This is a genomic window from Pseudoxanthomonas sp. GW835-FHT14C01 (assembly GCF_058793715.1).
The window spans coordinates 394,770-415,075 of sequence record NZ_JBXAGB010000001.1; the positions used below are offsets into that span (position 1 = coordinate 394,770).

Here is a 20,306-nt window from a genome sequence, read left to right on the forward strand (position 1 = left end):
CTTGATTCTGCTGGCTTTCCACGGTTTCAGTTGCAACCATATCGACTGAAATCATCCGGTCGTCGAAAAGTACCAGGAAGCGCTTGACACGCTTGCGAGCGGCATGTTTCTCTTGCCGCATGTTGCAGCGCCACACGCCCACGATGACCGAACCGACCGCAGCCGCTGCGGCCTCGCTCCTCGTACTCGTCCTTATTACCTCGCCCACAACTGCGGGACGGACAGGCGTGTAAGCAGCAAGCAACGCCAGATTCGCAAAACCCCGCACTGAGAAGTGCGGGGTTTTTTGTTTAAGCGCCTTTCCTTTCACCTCAACCCTCAGGAATCCCGCTCCATGACCACCGCCAACGCTCTCCCGCAACCCAAGATCACCGTCGTCGGCTACGGCAGCCAGGGCCGCGCGCATGCCCTGAACCTCCGCGATTCCGGCTTCGACGTCACCGTCGGCCTGCGTCCGGGCGGCCCGACCGAAGCGAAGGCGGAGGCCGACGGCTTCGTGGTCAAGGCACCGGCCGATGCGGTGAAGGACGCCGACCTGGTCGCCGTGCTGACCCCGGACATGGTGCAGAAGAAGCTCTACAACGAGGTGCTGGCGCCCAACATGAAGCAGGGCGCCGTGCTGCTGTTCGCGCACGGCCTCAACGTCCACTTCGGCATGATCGAGCCGCGCGCCGACCTGGACGTGGTGCTGGTCGCGCCGAAGGGCCCCGGCGCGCTGGTGCGCCGCGAGTACGAGATCGGCCGCGGCGTTCCCTGCATCTACGCCGTGCACCAGGACACGAGCGGCAAGGCCGAGCAGTTCGCGCTGGCCTACGCCGGCGGCCTGGGCGGCGCCCGCGCCAACATCATCAAGACCACCTTCAAGGAAGAGACCGAGACCGACCTGTTCGGCGAGCAGGCCGTGCTGTGCGGCGGCGCCTCGTCGCTGGTGCAGGCCGGCTTCGAGACGCTGGTGGAAGCCGGCTACCAGCCGGAGATCGCGTACTACGAAGTGCTGCACGAACTGAAGCTGATCGTCGACCTGTTCTACGAAGGCGGCATCACCCGCATGCTGGAGTTCATCTCCGAGACCGCGCAGTACGGCGACTTCGTCAGCGGGCCGCGCGTCATCGACGCCAGCGTCAAGGCGCGCATGAAGGACGTGCTGACCGACATCCAGAACGGCACCTTCACCCGCAACTGGCAGGCCGAGTACGACGCCGGCCTGCCGAACTACAGGAAGTTCCAGCAGGCCGACAAGGACCACCCGATCGAGAAGGTCGGCAAGGAACTGCGCGCGAAGATGGTGTGGCTGCAGGCCAACGCCCCGCAAGCGAAGACAGACGAGCAGGCCGCCGCATGAACGCCGCCGCGGCCACTGCCCCACGCAATGGCGCCCGCTGGCTGGCCCACGCCCTGGAGGCCGAGGGCGTGGACACGCTGTTCGGTTATCCGGGCGGCACCATCATGCCGTTCTACGACGCGCTGGTGGATTCCAACCTGAAGCACATCCTGGTGCGGCATGAGCAGGGCGCCGCACTGGCTGCGAACGGGTATGCCCGCGCCAGCGGCAAGGTCGGCGTGTGCGTCGCCACCTCCGGTCCCGGCGCGTCGAACCTGGTGACCGGCATCGCCGATGCGATGCTGGATTCGGTGCCCATGGTCTGCCTGACCGGCCAGGTCGCCACCACGCTGATGGGCACCGATGCGTTCCAGGAACTGGACGTGTTCGGACTGACACTGCCCATCGTCAAGCACAGCTTCGTTGCCCGGCGCGTGGACGACCTGCCGCAGATGGTGCGCGATGCCTTCCGCATCGCCCGCGAGGGCCGTCCGGGTCCGGTGCTGATCGACCTGCCCAAGGACGTGCAGATGTCGGATGCCTCGCACCTGCCCGACCACGTGCCGGCCAGCGTCGAGCCGGTGCCGGCACCGGAGGAGGCGAAGCTGGCCGATGCGCTGGCCGCGATCGCGGGCGCCGAGAAGCCGGTGATCTACGGCGGTGGCGGCATCGGCATCGCCGATGCGGCGGACGCGTTCCGCCAGTTCGTCGATGCCACGAAGATTCCGACCGTGCTGACCCTGCGCGGCTTGGGTGCGCTGCCGGCAAACCATCCGCACTATCTGGGCATGCTGGGCATGCACGGCACGCGGGCGGCCAACATGGCGGTGCAGGAGTGCGACCTGCTGATCGTGGTGGGCGCGCGTTTCGACGACCGCGCCACCGGCAAGCTGGCCGAATTCGCCCCGTTCGCCCGCGTGCTGCACGTGGATGCCGATGCCTACGAGATCGGCAAGCTGCGCACCGCCGATATCGCCGTGCCCGGCGACGTCGCCGCCAGCCTGAAGGCGCTGACCGCGGCACGCAGTACCTGCGACGAATGGCGCAAGCGCTGCGTGGGCAACCGGGAGCGCTTCGGCTTCCGCTACGACGCGCCCGGCACCGACATCTACGCGCCCGGCCTGCTGAAGCGGCTGAGCGAAGTGGCACCGGCCGATGCGATCGTCGCGTGCGATGTCGGCCAGCACCAGATGTGGGTGGCGCAGCACTGCAAGTTCACCCATCCGCGCAACCACCTGACCAGCGGCGCGCTGGGCACGATGGGCTTCGGCCTGCCGGCGGCGATGGGTGCGCAGTTCGCTTGTCCCGACCGCACCGTCATCCTGGTCAACGGCGACGGCGGCTTCATGATGAACGTGCAGGAACTGGCGACCATCGCCCGCTGCAAGCTGCCGGTGAAGATCGTCCTGATCGACAACAGCGCGCTGGGCATGGTGCGGCAGTGGCAGGAACTGTTCTTCGCCGAGCGCTACAGCGAGATCGACCTGTCCGACAATCCGGACTTCGCCGCGCTGGCGCGCGTCTTCGGCATTCCCGCCCGGCACATCAGCCAGCGCGACGAAGTCGAAGGCGCCCTGGCCGAACTGCTGGCCGCGCCGGGTCCGGCGCTGCTGCACGTGACCATCGACATCAAGGCCAACGTCTGGCCGCTGGTGCCGCCGAACCACGCCAACAGCTCGATGCTGGACGCCAATCCCGCAAAACAGGCCGCCGAGCCTGCCGTCATGGCGGACGGCCCGGAGAACAAGAATGCGTTACCGGCTTGAACTGAAGCTCAAACCCGCCGAGGGGGCACTGGTGCGCGTGCTGGGCATGATCGAGCGCCGCGGCTTTCCGCCCCATGCGGTGCACGCCACCCATGACAGCGAAGGCTATTGGGCGCTGGCGCTGGTGATCGACAGTACCCGCGCACCCGAGACCCTGCGGCAGCAGTTGCTGAAGATCTACGACGTGGAGGAGTTGTCCTTCAGTGCCGTGCAGGAACTGAGCCGCGACCACCGCCGCCAGGACCGCGCCGCATGAACACCGCACCCGCCAACACGGCAGTTGCGGTCCGGAGGCGTCTTCTTCGACATCAGCCGTTCGCGTGCCGCGATGCCTGATGCCGGCCGCGCCACCGCCAGCAACGAGCCCGACGTAGGCGACGTCGTCGTCACCGTGGCCGACGTGCTGGCGGCGCAGGCGCGCCTGCGCCGTTACCTGCCGCCGACGCCGATGCACCACGCCGAACGCTTCGGCGTGATGTTGAAGCTGGAGAACCTGCAGCGCACCGGGTCGTACAAGGTCCGTGGCGCGCTGAATGCCCTGCTGGCCGCGCGCGAGCGCGGCGACCACCGCCCGGTCATCGCCGCCTCCGCGGGCAACCATGCGCAGGGCCTGGCCTGGGCCGCGTACCGCCTGGGCGTGCAGGCCATCACCGTCATGCCCCACGGCGCGCCGGAAACCAAGATCGCCGGTGTCGCCCACTGGGGCGCCACCGTGCGGCAGCACGGCAACAGTTACGACGAGGCGTTCGCCTTCGCGAAGGAACTGGCCGAACAGAACGGCTACCGCTTCCTGTCCGCCTTCGACGATCCGGACGTGATCGCCGGCCAGGGCACGGTCGGCATCGAGATCGCCCCGCATGCGCCGGACGTGGTGATCGTGCCGATCGGAGGCGGCGGCCTGGCGTCGGGCGTCGCGCTGGCGCTGAAGTCGCAGGGCGTGCGCGTGGTCGGCGCGCAGGTCGAGGGCGTGGACTCGATGATCCGCGCGATGAAGGGCGACACCACGCCGACGGACCCGGTCGCTTCGCTGGCCGATGGCGTGCGCGTCAAGGTGCCGGGCTTCATCACCCGCCGCCTGTGCACGCAGCTGCTGGACGATGTCGTCACCGTGCGCGAGGCCGAACTGCGCGAAACGCTGGTGCGGCTGGCGCTGGAAGAGAACCTGATCGCCGAAGGCGCCGGCGCGCTGGCACTGGCCGCCGGTCGCCGCGTGGCGGGCAAGCGCAAGTGCGCGGTGGTGTCAGGCGGTAACATTGACGCCACCGTCCTGGCGCAGCTGCTGTCCGACGTGCGCCCCCGGCCGCCGCGCAAGCCGCGCAGGCGCGCCGCCGAGGGCGAGCCTGCGCTTGCCACCGGCCGCGGCAGTACGCGCGCGGCCTCCCCGAAATCCCCCATCAAGACCGGCGCGCGCCGTATCGCGGTCGCCGCCCCGGAAGCAGAAGTACACGAGGAATCCATCTGGTGAATACGACCATTCCCAACCCCGCGCAGATCCGAATTTTCGACACCACGCTGCGCGATGGCGAACAGTCCCCCGGCTGCAGCATGACGCCGCAGCAGAAACTGGTGATGGCCCGCGGCCTCGCCGACCTGGGCGTGGACATCATCGAGACCGGCTTTCCGGCCAGTTCGCAGTCCGACCGCGAGGCGCAGGCGCTGATCGCGCGCGAGCTGCGCGACACGACACTGGCCGTGCTGTCGCGCTGCCTGCCCGGCGACATCGAGACCTCGCTGCGCACGCTGTCGTCCGCCGCGAAGCCACGCCTGCACCTGTTCCTGTCCACCAGCCCCCTGCACCGCGAACACAAGCTGCGCATGAGCCGCGAGCAGGTCCTGCAGTCGATCGACACTCACGTACGCCTGGCGCGCGGCCATGTCGACGAGATCGAATTCTCGGCCGAGGACGCAACCCGCACCGAAGAAGACTTCCTGCATGAGGCGATCGCGGCGGCCATCGCCGCCGGCGCCACCACCATCAACCTGCCGGATACCGTCGGCTTCACCACGCCGGAGGAGATCCGCGGCATGTTCGAACGCGCGATCGCGCACGTGCCCGGCGCCGACAGGGTCGTGTTCAGCGCGCACTGCCACAACGACCTGGGACTGGCCGTGGCCAATTCGCTGGCCGCCATCGAAGGCGGCGCACGGCAGGTGGAAGGCTCGATCAACGGCATCGGCGAGCGCGCCGGCAACTGCGCCATCGAGGAGCTGGTGATGGCGCTGAAGGTACGTAACGCCTTCTACAACCTGGACACGCGCGTCGACACGCAACGCATCGTGCCGACCTCGCAGCTGCTCTCGCGCCTGGTCGGCATGCCGGTCCAGCGCAACAAGGCCATCGTCGGCGCCAATGCCTTCGCCCACGAATCCGGCATCCACCAGCACGGCATGCTGCGCCACCGCGGCACCTACGAGATCATGCAGCCGCAGGACGTGGGCTGGCCGTCGTCGCAGATGGTGCTGGGCCGCCACAGTGGTCGCGCCGCCGTCGAGCAGCGCCTGCGTGCGCTGGGCTACTGGCTGGAAGAGGACGAATTGAAACTGGTGTTCGAGCAGTTCAAGGCGCTGTGCGAAAAGCAGCGCGTGGTCGGAGACGCCGACCTGCAGGCGCTGATGCAGGACGCGGCGGTCAGCGACGGCTACCGGCTGTCGTCGATGACGATCAGCGATGTCGGCAGCCGCGCCAACGCGCTGGTCGAGTTGTCCGATCCGGACGGCAACCGCATTTCCGAAACCGCGCAGGGCAATGGTCCGGTCGACGCGCTGTTCAGCGCGCTCGCCGCGGCCACGGGCGTGCAGCTGCAACTGGAAAGCTACCAGGTGCACAGCGTCGGCATCGGCGCCGATGCGCGCGGCGAAGCCAGCCTGTCCGTGCGCTGCGATGGCGAGGAGTACGAAGGCACGGGCACCAGCAAGGACATCATCGAGGCCAGCGCGCTCGCATGGCTGGACGTCGCCAACCGGCTGCTGCGCCAGCGCCGCGCCGAACAACAGGAAGCGGCTGCGGCTTGAAGCGCGGCAGTGAGTGGAAAGGAGTGAGGAGTGAGTAGAACCCTCGACCTTTGCTCGCTTCTCACTCCTCTCCACGGGTTCCTCCCTTTTCCCCACGTAGCACCGGATTCCGCATGACCGCGCCCCGCACCCTGTTCGACAAACTCTGGGACGCCCACGTCGTCGTCCCCGAGACCGACGCCGCTCCCGCCGTGCTGTACATCGACCTGCACCTGATCCACGAGGTCACCTCGCCGCAGGCGTTTTCCGAGCTGAAGGCGCGCGGCCTGTCGCCGCGCCGGCCGGACCGCACCAAGGCGACCATGGACCACTCCACACCGACGCTGCCCGCGGGGCCGGACGGCAAGCTGCCGTACTACACGCCCGCCGCGGAAACGCAGGTCGAGACGCTGGCGCGCAATTGCGCCGAGTACGGCATCGAACTGTTCGACATGGCCTCGCCGAACCGCGGCATCGTCCACGTCATCGCGCCGGAACAGGGCTTCACCCTGCCCGGCATGACCATCGTCTGCGGCGACAGCCACACCAGCACGCACGGCGCGTTCGGCTCGCTGGCCTTCGGCATCGGCACCAGCGAGGTCGGCCACGTGCTGGCCACGCAATGCCTGCTGCAGCGCAAGCCGAAGACCATGGCGATCACCGTCGACGGTGCGGTGGCGCCGGGCGTCGGCGCGAAGGACATCGTGCTGCACGTGATCGGCGTGATCGGCGTGAACGGCGGCACCGGCCATGTCATCGAGTTCCGCGGCAGCGCCATCGAGGCGCTGGACATGGAACAACGCATGACCCTGTGCAACATGTCGATCGAAGCCGGCGCGCGCGCCGGCATGGTCGCACCTGACCGGACCACGTTCGACTGGGTCGCCAACACGCCGCGCGGACCGAAGGGCGAAGCCTTCGAGGCCGCCGTCGCCTACTGGAAGACCCTGCGCAGCGACGACGGCGCGACGTTCGACGCCGGGGTGCGTATCGACGCCGCCGACATCCGCCCCACCCTGACCTGGGGCACGCACCCGGGCACGGCGATCGCGGTGGACGCGCCCATTCCCGCGCCGGCCGATGCCGCCGCCCGGAAGGGCCTGGACTACATGCACCTGAGTGCGGGCCATGCGCTGGTGGGCACGCCGGTGGATGTGGTGTTCGTCGGTTCCTGCACCAACGGACGGCTGCGCGACATGCGCGAAGTGGCGCAGGTGCTGCGCGGCCGCAAGGTCGCCGCCGGCGTGCGCATGCTGGTCGTGCCGGGCTCGGAAATCGTCAAGCGCGAAGCCGAGGCCGAAGGCATCGACCAGGTCGTGCGCGACGCGGGAGCCGAGTGGCGCGAGCCGGGCTGCTCGATGTGCATCGCGATGAACGGCGACCTGGTGGCACCGGGCCAGTTGGCCGTCAGCACCAGCAACCGCAACTTCGAAGGTCGCCAGGGGCCCGGCGCCCGCACGCTGCTGGCCTCGCCGCTCACGGCGGCCTGGGCGGCGGTGAACGGGCGCGTCAGCGATCCGCGTGACCTGTTCGACGATCAGAAGGCGGTGGCGTGATGGCCGGGTTCAGCGAAGTGCGCTCGCAGAGCGTGGTGCTGGCGCAGACCAACATCGACACCGACCAGATCATCCCCGCGCGTTTCCTGTCGACGACCGAACGCGCCGGCCTGGGCAAGAACGCGTTCAACGACTGGCGCTGGCAGGCCGACGGCGCGCCGAACCCGGCATTCCCGTTCAACCAGCCGCAGAACGCCGGCCGCAAGATCCTGCTGGCCGGCCGCAACTTCGGCTGCGGCTCCTCGCGCGAACACGCGCCATGGGCGTTGACCGACCTCGGCCTGCGCGCCATCGTCAGCAGCGAGATCGCCGACATCTTCCGCAACAACAGCCTGAAGAACGGGCTGGTGCCCGTCGTGCTTCCTGAGGAGACGGTGCAGGCGCTGATGCAGCGGCCGGACGACGAACTGGTCGTCGATGTGGCCGCCAAGGAACTCCGCACGCCTGCCGGTGCCGTCTTCTCCTTCCCGCTGGACGCCTTCGCGCAGACCTGCCTGCTGCAGGGCGTCGACGAACTGGGCTACCTGCTGGCCCGCCAACCCGACATCGAACGCTACGAGGCCACCCGCCATGCACGCTGACATCGCCCTCCTGCCCGGGGACGGCATCGGTCCTGAAGTCACCGCCGCCGCCGTCACCGTGCTGCGCGCCCTGGCCCGTCGCCACGGCCATACGTTCGATTTCCACGAGTACGACATCGGTGGCATCGCCATCGACCGGCACGGCGAACCGCTGCCGCAGGCGACGCTGCAGGGTTGCCAGCAGGCGAATGCGGTGCTGCTGGGCGCCGTGGGCGGACCGAAGTGGTCGGATCCGAACGCCAAGGTCCGTCCCGAGCAGGGCCTGCTCGCGCTGCGCAAGGGGCTGGGCCTGTTCGCCAACCTGCGTCCGGTGCGCCCGCATCCCGCCGCGCTCAATGCCTCGCCGATCAAGCCGCACCTGCTGACCGGCGTGGACATCGTGGTCGTGCGCGAACTGACCGGCGGCATCTACTTCGGCGAGAAGACGCGCGACGCGCGCGGCGCCAGCGACCTGTGCAGCTACAGCGTCACCGAGATCGAACGCGTGGTGCGCAGCGCGTTCAGGCTGGCGCGCCAGCGCCGCAGCCAGCTGGTGTCGGTGGACAAGGCCAACGTGCTGGAAACGTCGCGCCTGTGGCGCGATGTCGCCACCCGCATCGGGCGCGAGGAGTTCCCCGACGTGGCACTGGAACACCAACTGGTCGACTCGATGGCGATGCACCTGCTGTCCAAGCCGCGCGAGTACGACGTCATCGTCACAGAGAACATGTTCGGCGACATCCTGACCGACGAGGCGTCGATGCTGGCCGGCTCGCTCGGCCTGCTGCCGTCGGCGTCGCTGGGCGACGGCAAGGTCGGCCTGTACGAACCGATCCACGGGTCGGCGCCGGACATCGCCGGCAAGGGCGTCGCCAATCCCTACGCGACCATCCTGAGCTGCGCGCTGCTGCTGCGCCACTCGCTGGGACTGCACGAGGAAGCCGACTGCATCGAACGCGCCGTCGACGGCGCGCTCAACGCGCAGGTGTTCACCAACGACCTGGCGACCGGCGGTCGCGGCGTGTCCACGCAGGTGGCCACGCAGGCCGTGCTGGAGCAGATGCAGACGCGTTGCTACGTGGCGGAATTGCGGGACTGAAGCGGGTGACCTGATCGCGGCATCCCCTGCGTTGTCGATCATGCAGGGGATGCACGCAGAGGACAGGCACGATGCCCACGACGCAGATCGAGAAGTACCACGTCATCTATTCCGCCAACACATTCCGCCGGCGCATCGGTCTGATGGCCGGCGGCGGCTACATCGGCCAGCTGGTGTTCCATGCGAACGGCGCGGCCCTGCCCGCCGATGGCCTCAATGGCACGCAACCGCAGCTGCACTACCACCTGGACGACTTCCAGAACTGCATCGACCTGCTGCGCAACGAAAAGCCCGTCTACCTGCTCTACAACGGCAGCGGCGGTGGCTTCGAGAACGCACTGACGACCGATCCCGAAACGGTCGGCGAGGGCGAGACCAGCGGACTGCGCTTCGTAGGCCGCTGACCACCGCGGCCAGCGGAAGGTTCAACCGGACACCAGTCGATTGCGTCCCTGCTGCTTGGCCTTGTAAAGGCGTTCGTCGGCGACACGCAGCAGATCGCGCTGGTCCTGGCCGGCTTCCAGCTGGGCCACGCCGATGCTGACCGTGCAATGCAGGAGGCCGCCGTCCGGCGTACCGATGCTCGCCTGCGCGATACCGTCGCGCAGCGCCTCCAGGCGCGCACGCGCGGTGGACCAGGGCAGTTGCTGGCAGACCAGGAATTCCTCGCCGCCCCAGCGGGCGATCAGCACATCGTCATGGCGGCCGACCAGCTGATCCGCCAGTGCCGCGACCTGCGACAGCACGTCGTCGCCGAAGGCATGGCCATAGCGGTCGTTGACCGCCTTGAAGTGGTCGATATCCAGCAGCGCCACGCACAGCGGACGTCCTTCGCGGCGACTGGTCTCGAGCGCGTCGGCGAGGAAGGCGTCACCGGCGCGCCGGTTGGCCAGCCGGGTCAGCGGATCGTGGCGGGCCTGGTAGGCGAGTTGTTCGAGCAGGCGCGCGTTGGCCTCGCCCGCCTGTTCGAGCTGCGCGTTCTTGTCGCTGAGCTCCGAGGTCCGCACATCGACCAGCGCCTGCAGGCGCCGCTGGCGCTGACGGTGGCGTCGCATCGCCAGCAGCAGCACGCCCCACGCCGTCAGGCCGAGCAGTACCGCGTACGCCGCCATCGCCCAGGCGCGCATCCACCACGGCGCCGCCTTGTCCAGTTCCACCGTGCGCGTGACCACGCCTTCCGGCTTGCTCCAGTCCGCGGGCGCGTTCATCACCTGCACTTCGAAGTGGAGGTTGCCGGACGGCAGGTTGGTGTACACCGCATCGTGGGCGATCCCGTTGTCGGTCTCGATCCAGCCGCGGTCGAAGCCGACCATGCGATAGCGGTATCGCAGCCGCTCGGGGGCGCGCTGGTTCAGCCCGGTAAAGCGGATGACGACGCGGCGCGTGTCGGCCGCCAGCGCGTAGCGGGACTGCAGCGGCAGGGTACGTCCATCCGCCTCGACCGACTCGATCACCAGCGTGACGCCCTGGTTGCGCTGGCGACGCGCGTCGCCCGGATCGATCACGCCGATCCCGTTCGCCGTCGCGAACCAGAGCTTGCCGTCGCGCATCAGCCAGCCTGCCGGTGCGGAAGCGCCATTGGCCTGGCTGCTGGGCAGGCCGTCGGCGTGGGTGAAGGCTTCCACCGGCAACCGTGCCAGATGACCGTTCTCGACCGCCGTCAGCGCAGGCCGGGAGATACGGAACACGCCGCGATTGCTGGAGACCCAGAAGTCGCCGTTGTCGTCCTCCAGCAGCCGGAACAGACGGTTGTTGGGCAGGCCCTGGCGATGGTCGAACTGCATGAAGGCGCCGTCGCGCCAGTGCACCAGGCCGCGGTCGGTCGCGATCCACAGGCTGCCATCGGGATCGGCCAGGAAATCGAAGGCCGCCACCGCCGGGAAGTCGGACATCGGCTTCCACGCCTGCAGCGTGCCGTCGCGGCGCATCATCGCCATGCCGTTGCTGGTGCCGATCCACAGCACGCCCTGGGCGGTCTCGTACAGGATGTAGACGTTGCCCGCCGGCACGCCGTCGTCGACGCCGTAATGGCGCTGGATGCGGCCGTCGCGGTAGACGCTCACGCCCTCGTTGCTGCCGATCCACAGCGAACCGTCCGCACGCTCCAGCAACGCACGCACGTGGTTGGAGGGCAATCCGCCTGCCTCGTCGATGCGCCAGGGCTCCGCCTTGGCGCCTTCGGCCACGGCAGGCAGGTGGATCACGCCCTGATCGTAGGTGCCGATCCACAAGCCGCCGTCGCGCGCGTTCGCCATCGAGAGCACCGACGGATCCTGCTTGCCACCGAACGCCAGCGGAACCGCGTGGCTCTTGCCGTCTTGCCACGCGTCGACGCCCATCGGATGGCCGACCCACACGCCCTGTCCGGGACGCTCGATGATCGCGCGCACGTAGATGTCGCGCAGCCCGCTGCTGCGGTCCAGCCCGAACACCGGTCCGTCGGAGATGCGATACAGCCCATTGGTGGTGCCTACCCACAGCAGCCCTTCGCGATCCTCGAACAGCGACGGCGCCAGCCGCCCCATCAGGCCGTTACGTTCGCCCAGCGTCTCGTAGCGGCCCTGCGCGTAGCGCCGCAGGCCGTCGAGCGTGGAGATCCACAGGTTGCCGCTGCGGTCCTCCAGCATCGCCTCGGCGCGCTCGCCGGTGATCTGCTGCACGCGCCCGTCTTCCAGCCGCCACACGCCGGCACCGCCGCCGACCAGGATGCCGCCCCAGCGCGAAGGCTGGATGGCCAGCACCGAGGTCTCCGGCAGGCCCATCGTGCGTCCCCAGTCGGTCGCACGCCCGTTGGCGATCCGGAACAGCCCATGGCGGTTGCCGACCAGCGCCTGTCCATCCGGCAGCGGCAGGATCGCCAGCACGCGCTCGTTGGCCAGGCGTTCGTGGGTACCGCCGATGTCCTGGAGCCGGCCATCGGGCGTCCGGCGGAACAGCGAATGGTCGGTGCCGATCCACAGCGCGGCATCCGGTCCGAACCGCAGTACCGACACATCGGGCAGCGTACCGGCCGGTCCCGGCAGGCGCTGCCAGCGGCCCTCGTGGAAGCGCACGACGCCGGGTCCGACCCGGCCGAGGCTCAGCACCATGCCGCCCTGCGGATGCGGGGCGATCGCGCGCACGCCTTCGATCTCCAGGCCGGGCACCGTGCCCGCGTCGTAGGCGGTGAAGCGCCGGCCGTCGAAACGCGCCGCGCCTTCCCACGTGCCCGCCCAGAGGTAACCGTCGGCGTCCTGGCTGATGATGTGCACCAGGTTGTGCGGCAACCCGTCTTCCATCGTCCACCGCGCGATCGTGTATTCGTCGACCTGGCGCGCAGGATCCAGCGCCCAGGCGGGCGCGCCGACCAGCAGGACCAGCAGACACAGGCCGTTGACGAACAGGCGGCGCATGGCGGGTACGGAGTCCGGAGGGCTTCGACCCTCCCAGTATCGGCTGCGTCAGGGGGGTTCTTGAACCCCCCTGCCGTCGGACGGGTTACCGCGTGGCGGGCTCTTCGGGCCGGACCTTGAACCAGGCCGCATACAGCGCCGGCAGGAAGAACAGGGTCAGCACGGTCGCCACGGTCAGGCCGCCCATGATGGCCACCGCCATCGGCCCGAAGAAGGCGCTGCGCGACAGCGGGATCATCGCCAGCACCGCCGCCAGTGCGGTCAGCACGATCGGCCGGAACCGGCGTACGGTCGCATCGATGATCGCGTGCCAGCGGTCGTGGCCGGCGCGGATGTCCTGATCGATCTGGTCCACCAGGATCACCGAGTTGCGCATGATCATGCCGGCCAGCGCGATGGTACCCAGCATGGCGACGAAGCCGAACGGCACGCGGAACACGAGCAGTGCGAGCGTCACGCCGATCAGGCCCAGCGGCGCCGTCAGCAGCACCAGCGCCATCCGCGAGAAGCTGCGCAACTGCAGCATCAGCAGCGTGGTCACCGCGAGCAGGAACAGTGGCATGCCGGCGGCGATGGACTTCTGCCCGCGCGCCGAATCCTCGACCGTACCGCCGGTCTCCAGCAGGTAGCCCTGGGGCAGCGTGTCGCGGATCCCGTCCAGCGTCGGCGAGATCTGCGCGACCACCGTCGGCGCGGTCACGGCATCGGTGTTCAGGTCCGCGCGCACCGTCACCGTCGGCAGGCGGTCGCGGTGCCAGATGATGCCGTCCTCGAACGCGTACTCGAGGTTGGCGATCTGCGACAGCGGCACGCTGCCGCCGTTGCTGGTCGGCACCGCCAGGCTGCCCAGCAGGTCCAGCCGCGTGCGCTCCTCTTCCGGCCCGCGCAGCAGGATCTCCACCAGTTCGTTGCCTTCGCGGTAGGTACTGACGCTCAGGCCCGACAACGAACCCGACAGGAAGTGCGAGACCTGCGACGTGCTGACCCCGAGCGCGCGGGCGCGATCCTGGTCGATCTGCAGCCGCACGATCTTGCTCGGCTCGCTCCAGTCCAGGTTGACGTTGGTGACGTGCGGATTGGCGCGCACCTTCTCCGCCATCTGCCGCGCGATCGCCTGCACGCGGTCGATATGCTCGCCGGACACGCGGAACTGCACCGGATAGCCGACCGGCGGACCGTTTTCGAGCCGGGTGACGCGGAACTGCAGCTCCGGGAACTGCGGAGCGACCTCGTCGATCAGCCAGCGGCGGGTCGATTCGCGCGCTTCGATGTCGTCGGTCAGCACCACGAACTGCGAGAAGTTCGCCTGCGGCAGCTGCTGGTCGAGCGGCAGGTAGAAGCGTGGCGAACCGGTGCCGACGTAGGCCACGTAGTTGAGGATGCCGTCGCGCGTGGCCAGCAGCTTCTCCAGCTTGCGCGCCTGCGCGTCGGTGGATTTCAGCGAGCTGCCCTCGGCCAGCTCCAGGTCCACCATCAGCTCGGGGCGCACCGAGTCCGGGAAGAACTGCTGCGGCACGAAGCGGAACAGCGCGATCGACGCCACGAACGCCGCCGCGGTCACGCCGATCACCAGCCAGCGATGGCGCAGGCAGAACGATAGCCAGCTGCGGAAGCGCCCGTAGAACGGCGTGTGGTAGGGGTTGTGCTCGTGCGCGTCGTGCGCCTTCGGTGCCAGCACGGCGGCGAACGGCGGCCAGCGATCCGCGAGTCCTGCACGGAACGCGTGCCAGCGTGCAGTCGGCGATCCCGGCTTCGGCGGCTGCGGATGGCCGAGGTCGGGCAGCATCTTGTCGCCCAGGTACGGAATGAACAGCACGGCGGCGATCCACGACACCACCAGCGCGATCGTCACCACCTGGAACAGCGAGCGTGTGTACTCGCCGGTGCTGGACGCCGCGGTCGCGATCGGCAGGAAGCCGGCCGCCGTCACCAGCGTGCCGGTGAGCATCGGAAACGCCGTCGATTCGTAGGCGAAACTGGCCGCCTTCAACCGGTCGAAGCCCTGCTCCATCTTGATGGCCATCATCTCCACCGCGATGATCGCGTCGTCGACCAGCAGGCCCAGCGCCAGCACCAGCGCGCCCAGCGAGATCTTGTGCAGGCCGATGCCGAAGTAGTGCATCACCGCGAACGTCATCGCCAGCACCAGCGGGATCGACACCGCCACCACCAGTCCGGTGCGCCAGCCCAGCGAGAAGAAGCTCACCAGCAGCACGATGATGACGGCCTCGGCCAGCACGCGGACGAATTCGCCCACCGAGTCCTCGACCGCCGCCGGTTGGTCGGACACCTTGCGCAGTTCCATGCCCAGCGGCAGCGTCTTCTGCAACCGCTGGAACTCGGACTGCAGCGTCTCGCCCAGCTTGAGGATGTCGCCGCCGTCCTTCATCGCCACCGCGATGCCGATGCCGGGCTGGCCCATGAAGCGCATGCGCGGCGCGGCCGGATCGGCGAAGCCGCGCGTGATCTCGGCGATGTCGCCCAGCTTCACCGTGCGGCCGCCGGCGCGGATCGGGAATTCGCGGATCTCGTCGACCGAACCGAATTCGCCGCTCACGCGCAGTTGCACGCGATCGCTGGGCGTCTCGAAGAAGCCGGCCGGCGTCATCGCGTTCTGCTCTTCCAGCGCCTGCTGCACCGCGCCGAGCGGGATGCCCAGCGTGGCCAGCTTGGTATTGGACAGCTCTATCCAGATCTTCTCGTCCTGCAGGCCGACCAGTTCGACCTTGCCGACGTCGTCCACCCGTTGCAGCTCCAGCTGGATGCGGTCGGCGTAGTCCTTCATCACCGCATAGTCGAAGCCTTCGCCGGTCAACGCATAGATGTTGCCGAAGGTGTCGCCGAATTCGTCGTTGAAGAACGGCCCGATCACGCCGCTGGGCAGCGTGGCGCGCACGTCACCGACCTTCTTGCGGACCTGGTACCAGAGGTCGGGCACGTCCTTCGATTTCATCGAATCGCGCGCCATGAAGATCACCTGCGATTCGCCGGGCCGCGAGTACGAACGGATGAATTCGTACTCGCCCGTCGTCATCAGCGCCTTCTCGATACGCTCGGTGACCTGCTGCGAGACTTCTTCGGCCGTCGCGCCCGGCCACACCGTACGCACGACCATCGCCTTGAAGGTGAACGGCGGATCCTCGGACTGCCCAAGGTGCTTGTAGGACCATGCGCCGATGAGGCCCAGCAGGATCATCGCGAACAGCACCAGGCTGCGGTTGGTCAGCGCCCACTCGGAAAGGTTGAAGCGGCGCATGGCTCAATGGCTCCCGGCGATCAGCCCCCTCCCCCGTTCACGGGGGAGGGCTGGGGTGGTGGGGGCGAACGCGTGCAACGTCTTTCCGCAACGTCCGAGCGCACGCTGGCCACGTCCCGACCTTCGGGAAGGAGCGCCTTCCGTGCAACGGGAATGCATCGACAAGTGCATCAGCGTGCCTCCGGCTTCGTCGACCGCAACGCCAACGGCCGGTTGCTGCGGTCCACCGGCGCGACCACCTGGCCTTCCCGCAGCAGATGACCGCCGGCGGCGACGATCCAGTCGCCGGCCCGCACGCCGCCCAGCACCGGTACCGACGCATCGCCGTAAGCGCCGAGCTGCACGGCCTGCGCATGCACCTTGCCGCTCGCGGGATCGACGACCCACACCGTGGTCTTGCCGTCGTCGCCACGCTGGATGGCCGACAGCGGCAGCGTCAATGCGGCCTTGGTGCCGTTCTCCTGCACGTAGACGCGGGCGCTCTGGCCCAGTTCGACCTGCTGCTGCGCATCGCCGACCAGGCTGACGCGCGCGGCATACGTGCGTGTCTGCGCATCCGCGGCGGGTGCGATCTCGCGGATGGCGCCGGGAAGACGCTGGCCGGGCGCATTCCACAGTTCCACCACCACCGGCTGGCCGACGCTGAATTCGCGGATGCGGTTTTCCGGCAGGCCGATGGCGACTTCGCGACCGCCATCGGCGGCCAGCGTGAAGACGGTCTGGCCGGCGGCCACCACCTGCCCGGCTTCGGCCTGACGGCTGGCGATGACGCCATCGCGCGGCGCACGCAGCTGCGAATAGCCTTCCTGATTGCGCATCACGTCCATCTGCGCGCGCGCCGCGCGCGCCTGGCCCTCGGCGGCCTTGTAGGCGGCGACCTGCGCGTCGTAGGCGGACTGGCTGATCAGCTTGTCGCCGACCAGCTTCGCGTAACGGTCGCGATCGCCGCGCGCGCGGACCAGGTCGGCTTCGGCTGCCGCCAGCTGTGCCTGCGCCGCCTGCGCCTGCAGCGCGAAATCGCCAGGGTCCAGCAGCGCCAGCACTTCGCCCTTCTGCACGCGCGCGCCGGCATCCACATTGCGGCGGACGAGATTGCCGCCGACGCGGAACGCCAGCGGGCTTTCCTCGCGGGCGCGCACTTCGCCGGCGTAGGCCGACAGCGCAGCCTCGGCACCTCCGCCCGGCTGCACCACCAACGCCGGCCGCGCCGTCTCCTCAGGCTGCTCCGCGCTGCAGGCGGCCAGGCCGATCAGCACGAATCCGAACACTCCGTTCCAGCGCGTCTGGCGCATGACCGCTCCGTGTGGCTTCAATTAGTGGACTTGGCGGTATAGTATAAATATCGAACCGGGTAGTCTAGTATTACGTCATGGTCAGCCCACGTCCTTCCGCCAGCCGTTCCAAGTCCCCCGCCAAGCCCGCGACCGGTCCCGGTCGCCCCAAGGATCTGGGCAAGCGCGCCGCCATCCTCGAAGCCGCCAAGCGGTTGTTCGCGCGCGAGGGGTTCAACGGCGTCAGCATGGACGAGATCGCCGCCGAGGCCGGCGTGTCCAAGCTCACCGTGTACAGCCATTTCGGCGACAAGGACGCGTTGTTCGCCGCGGCCGTGCAGGCCAAGTGCGAAGAGATGCTGCCGGACGCGCTGTTCGAGATCGAACTGACCGGCAGCCTGCGCGACCAGCTCAAGGCGATCGCGCAGGCGTTCTTCGCGCTGGTCACCAGCGAGGAGGCCATCAGCACGCACCGCATGATGATGGTCCCCGGCAATATCGACGACAAACTCAAGCGGACGTTCTGGGAAGCCGGCCCGCAGCGCACGCACGACGCGTTCGCGGCGATGCTGCAGGCGCTGGTGGCCAAGGGCGAGCTGGATATCCCCGACGTGGCGACGGCGTCGGCGCAGTTCTTCACCCTGATCAAGGGCGAGGTGCATGCGCGCATGACCTGCGGCCTGTGCGGCCGGCCCGGCCCCCTGGATGCCCGCCAGCATGTGGACGCGACCGTGGACATGTTCCTGAGGGCCTATGGCCGCCGCTGAAACTGAAGCGCGGCCCCGGGCGACGGAGGTTGCGGTGACTTCCGGCACTGCGCCCACCGCCGTAGGTACCCCGATCCTTGCCCTGCGCGGACGGGGCCAGCCCGCTAAAATGCCCGGCCCAGCCCTCCGCGTCGGATGACCACCCCCATGACGATCGATTACACCCAGGCCCGCGAAAACATGGTCGAGCAGCAGGTACGTCCCTGGGACGTGCTGGATGCGCGCGTGCTGGAGACGCTGGCCACGCTGCCGCGCGAAGCCTTCGTGGCCGACTCGCACCGCGCGCTGGCGTACGCGGACCTGGAACTGCCGCTGGGCCACGGCCAGACGATGGCCAAGCCGGTCATCGAAGGCCGTACGCTGCAGGCGCTGAAGCCGCAGGCCGATGAGGACGTGCTTGAGATCGGTACCGGCAGCGGCTACCTGACCGCCTGTCTGGCGCACCTGGCGCGCGACGTGGTCAGCCTGGAGATCCAGCCCGAACTCGCCGACGCTGCGCGCGCGCGCCTCGACGCGACCGGCCTGGGCAACAACGTGCGCATCGAATCGGTCGATGCGCTGGCGTGGAACACCGACCGCCGCTTCGACGTGATCTGCGTGACCGGCGCCGTGGCCACCGTGCCCGCCCGCTTCCTCGGCTGGCTGCGCCCGGGTGGCCGCCTGTTCGTCGTGCAGGGCGTTTCGCCGGTGATGGAAGCCGTGCTGCACGTCGCCGATGTCAACGGCACCCGTATCGAATCGTTGTTCGAAACCGACCTCCCCTATCTGGTCGGCGCCGCACCGGCGCCCCAGTTCGTCTTCTGAAGAAATACAAAAAGGAACCCGCATGAGCCGTCGCCCCCTCGTACTCGCGCTCGCCCTGGTCCTGCCGACCGCAGCCAACGCCACCGATCTGATGCAGACCTATGAGCTGGCGCGCACCGGCGACCCGCAGCTGTCCATCGCCGAATCCACCCGCCTGATCGACAAGGAAGGCGCGGTGCAGGCACGTGCGGCGCTGTTGCCCCAGATCACCGGCAGCGCGGGCTACGATCTGACCCACAGCAGCCGTCCCGGCGACCCAACCGGTGACGGCAAGAGCCGCACCTACGGCGCCTCGGTCAACCAGACCATCTTCGACTGGAGCCGCATCGCCAACCTGCGCGGCCAGCGCGCGATCAGCCAGGCGGCCGATTACGATCTGGCCTCGGCGAACAACCTGCTGATCACCCGCACCTCGGCCGCGTACTTCAATGTGCTGATCGGCATCGAGTCGCTGGCGGCGGCCGAGACCAACGAGGCCGCCTCGAAGAAGCAGTTCGACTACGCGCAGAAGCGCCTGGATGTTGGGCTGGCGCCGATCACCGACGTGCACGAGGCACGCGCCCAGTACGACAGCGCACGCGCCAACACCATCCTGGCCCGCAACGCCCTGGACGACAGCTACCGTGCGCTGGCCGAGATCACCGGCCAGCCGATCAGCGGCCTGAAGGGCCTGCCGGACGATTTCCGTCCGGAGCTGCCGCCGGAGCAGAACGCGCAGTCGTGGGTCGACCGTGCGCTGGAGCAGAATCCCGACCTGAAGTCCGCCGAGTACGTGCTGGAGTCGGCGCAGCATGGCGTGTCGAGCGCACGTGCCGGCCACTACCCCACGCTGAATTTCCGCGGCGGCTATTCGAACGGCACTGACTGGGACAGCGTGCCCGGCACGCTGTCGCGCGATGGCGAGGGCTACAACTGGGGCGTCACGCTGACCGTGCCGATCTTCTCCGGCGGCGCCACCCAGTCCGGCGTGCGCCAGGCGCTGGCCCAACGCGACCGCGCGGCCGACGGCCTGGAGCAGACCCGTCGCGCGCTGGTGCGCAACACCAGCAATGCCTATCAGGCGCTGGTCGCCGGTGTGACCGAAGTGGAAGCGCGCCGCCTGGCGGTCGTGTCCGCGCAGAGCGCGCTGGACGCGTCGCAGGTCGGCCTGGAAGTCGGCACCCGTACCGTGCTGGACGTGCTGCAGAACCAGCGCACGCTGTTCCAGGCGCAGGTCGAGTACGCACAGGCCCGCTACAACTTCCTGCAGAACCGCCTGTTGCTGGAACAGGCCGCCGGCACGCTGGACGGCGCCGACGTGCAGGACGTCAACCGCCTGCTGACCGCCGACGCCGAGGCGCGTCTGTCTTCGCAGCCGGTTTCGCAGTAACGTCGAGCGCGTCACGCGCGATCACGACGGCGGGCTTCGGCCCGCCGTTGTCGTTTCAGGACGCGGGATTCTCTGTAGGAGCGACGTAAGTCGCGACCACACGTTCCAGTAACCCGGATACGTCGAAGCAAGCGGAAGACTCGCGGTCGCGACT

General features: G+C 68.7%; 15 protein-coding genes. 12 read left to right on the forward strand and 3 right to left on the reverse strand.

Features of this window, described 5'->3' with window-relative positions:
• The first annotated feature begins 334 nt into the window (after positions 1-334).
• From ilvC to AC1Q5B_RS01840, 9 genes are all read left to right on the forward strand, one after another.
• A complete protein-coding gene (gene ilvC / locus AC1Q5B_RS01800; protein WP_492630032.1) occupies positions 335-1,342 on the forward strand; it encodes a ketol-acid reductoisomerase in 1,008 nt (335 codons plus the stop codon).
• Entirely contained in the window at positions 1,339-3,087 is a 1,749-nt protein-coding gene (gene ilvG / locus AC1Q5B_RS01805; protein ID WP_492630033.1) for an acetolactate synthase 2 catalytic subunit, read from the forward strand. Before ilvC ends, ilvG begins: the two co-directional genes overlap by 4 nt.
• Positions 3,071-3,343, forward strand: a complete 273-nt coding sequence (locus tag AC1Q5B_RS01810; RefSeq protein ID WP_492630034.1) for an ACT domain-containing protein — start codon at positions 3,071-3,073, stop codon at positions 3,341-3,343. Before ilvG ends, AC1Q5B_RS01810 begins: the two co-directional genes overlap by 17 nt.
• Positions 3,344-3,415: 72 nt before the next feature.
• The gene (locus tag AC1Q5B_RS01815; protein ID WP_492630035.1) at positions 3,416-4,552 is read left to right on the forward strand and encodes a threonine dehydratase; all 1,137 of its coding nucleotides are present in this window, start codon (positions 3,416-3,418) and stop codon (positions 4,550-4,552) included.
• Positions 4,549-6,099 (forward strand): 2-isopropylmalate synthase, encoded by a 1,551-nt coding sequence (locus tag AC1Q5B_RS01820; RefSeq protein ID WP_492630036.1) that lies wholly within the window; start codon positions 4,549-4,551, stop codon positions 6,097-6,099. The genes AC1Q5B_RS01815 and AC1Q5B_RS01820 overlap by 4 nt, the downstream gene beginning before the upstream one ends.
• A 113-nt stretch (positions 6,100-6,212) precedes the next feature.
• Positions 6,213-7,634: a 3-isopropylmalate dehydratase large subunit gene (leuC, locus tag AC1Q5B_RS01825; protein WP_492630037.1), complete on the forward strand. Its 1,422-nt coding sequence runs from the start codon at positions 6,213-6,215 to the stop codon at positions 7,632-7,634.
• A complete protein-coding gene (leuD, locus tag AC1Q5B_RS01830) occupies positions 7,634-8,215 on the forward strand; it encodes a 3-isopropylmalate dehydratase small subunit (RefSeq protein WP_492630038.1) in 582 nt (193 codons plus the stop codon). The genes leuC and leuD overlap by 1 nt, the downstream gene beginning before the upstream one ends.
• Positions 8,205-9,293 (forward strand): 3-isopropylmalate dehydrogenase, encoded by a 1,089-nt coding sequence (gene leuB / locus AC1Q5B_RS01835; protein ID WP_492630039.1) that lies wholly within the window; start codon positions 8,205-8,207, stop codon positions 9,291-9,293. The genes leuD and leuB overlap by 11 nt, the downstream gene beginning before the upstream one ends.
• Positions 9,294-9,364: 71 nt before the next feature.
• Positions 9,365-9,697, forward strand: a complete 333-nt coding sequence (locus AC1Q5B_RS01840) for a hypothetical protein (RefSeq protein WP_492630040.1) — start codon at positions 9,365-9,367, stop codon at positions 9,695-9,697.
• A gap of 21 nt (positions 9,698-9,718) precedes the next feature.
• Here the strand turns inward: AC1Q5B_RS01840 and AC1Q5B_RS01845 are convergent, their stop codons facing one another.
• The 3 genes from AC1Q5B_RS01845 to AC1Q5B_RS01855 all read right to left on the reverse strand — a co-directional run bounded on the left by AC1Q5B_RS01845 (position 9,719) and on the right by AC1Q5B_RS01855 (position 17,233).
• The gene (locus AC1Q5B_RS01845) at positions 9,719-12,685 is read right to left on the reverse strand and encodes a two-component regulator propeller domain-containing protein (protein ID WP_492630041.1); all 2,967 of its coding nucleotides are present in this window, start codon (positions 12,683-12,685) and stop codon (positions 9,719-9,721) included.
• A gap of 85 nt (positions 12,686-12,770) precedes the next feature.
• Positions 12,771-15,941 carry an efflux RND transporter permease subunit gene (locus tag AC1Q5B_RS01850; RefSeq protein ID WP_492630042.1) on the reverse strand — a complete coding sequence of 1,057 codons (3,171 nt, stop codon included), beginning with the start codon at positions 15,939-15,941 and terminating at the stop codon, positions 12,771-12,773.
• 170 nt (positions 15,942-16,111) lie between these two features.
• Positions 16,112-17,233, reverse strand: coding sequence for an efflux RND transporter periplasmic adaptor subunit (locus AC1Q5B_RS01855; RefSeq protein WP_492630043.1), 1,122 nt, complete (start codon positions 17,231-17,233; stop codon positions 16,112-16,114).
• Positions 17,234-17,310: 77 nt separating this feature from the next.
• Here AC1Q5B_RS01855 and AC1Q5B_RS01860 point away from each other — a divergent pair, with 77 nt between their 5' ends.
• The 3 genes from AC1Q5B_RS01860 to AC1Q5B_RS01870 all read left to right on the forward strand — a co-directional run bounded on the left by AC1Q5B_RS01860 (position 17,311) and on the right by AC1Q5B_RS01870 (position 20,152).
• The gene (locus tag AC1Q5B_RS01860; RefSeq protein WP_492630044.1) at positions 17,311-17,979 is read left to right on the forward strand and encodes a TetR/AcrR family transcriptional regulator; all 669 of its coding nucleotides are present in this window, start codon (positions 17,311-17,313) and stop codon (positions 17,977-17,979) included.
• Positions 17,980-18,126: 147 nt separating this feature from the next.
• Positions 18,127-18,783 carry a protein-L-isoaspartate O-methyltransferase family protein gene (locus tag AC1Q5B_RS01865; protein WP_492630045.1) on the forward strand — a complete coding sequence of 219 codons (657 nt, stop codon included), beginning with the start codon at positions 18,127-18,129 and terminating at the stop codon, positions 18,781-18,783.
• Between the two features lie 22 nt (positions 18,784-18,805).
• Entirely contained in the window at positions 18,806-20,152 is a 1,347-nt protein-coding gene (locus AC1Q5B_RS01870; protein ID WP_492630046.1) for a TolC family outer membrane protein, read from the forward strand.
• Positions 20,153-20,306 lie beyond the last annotated feature (154 nt).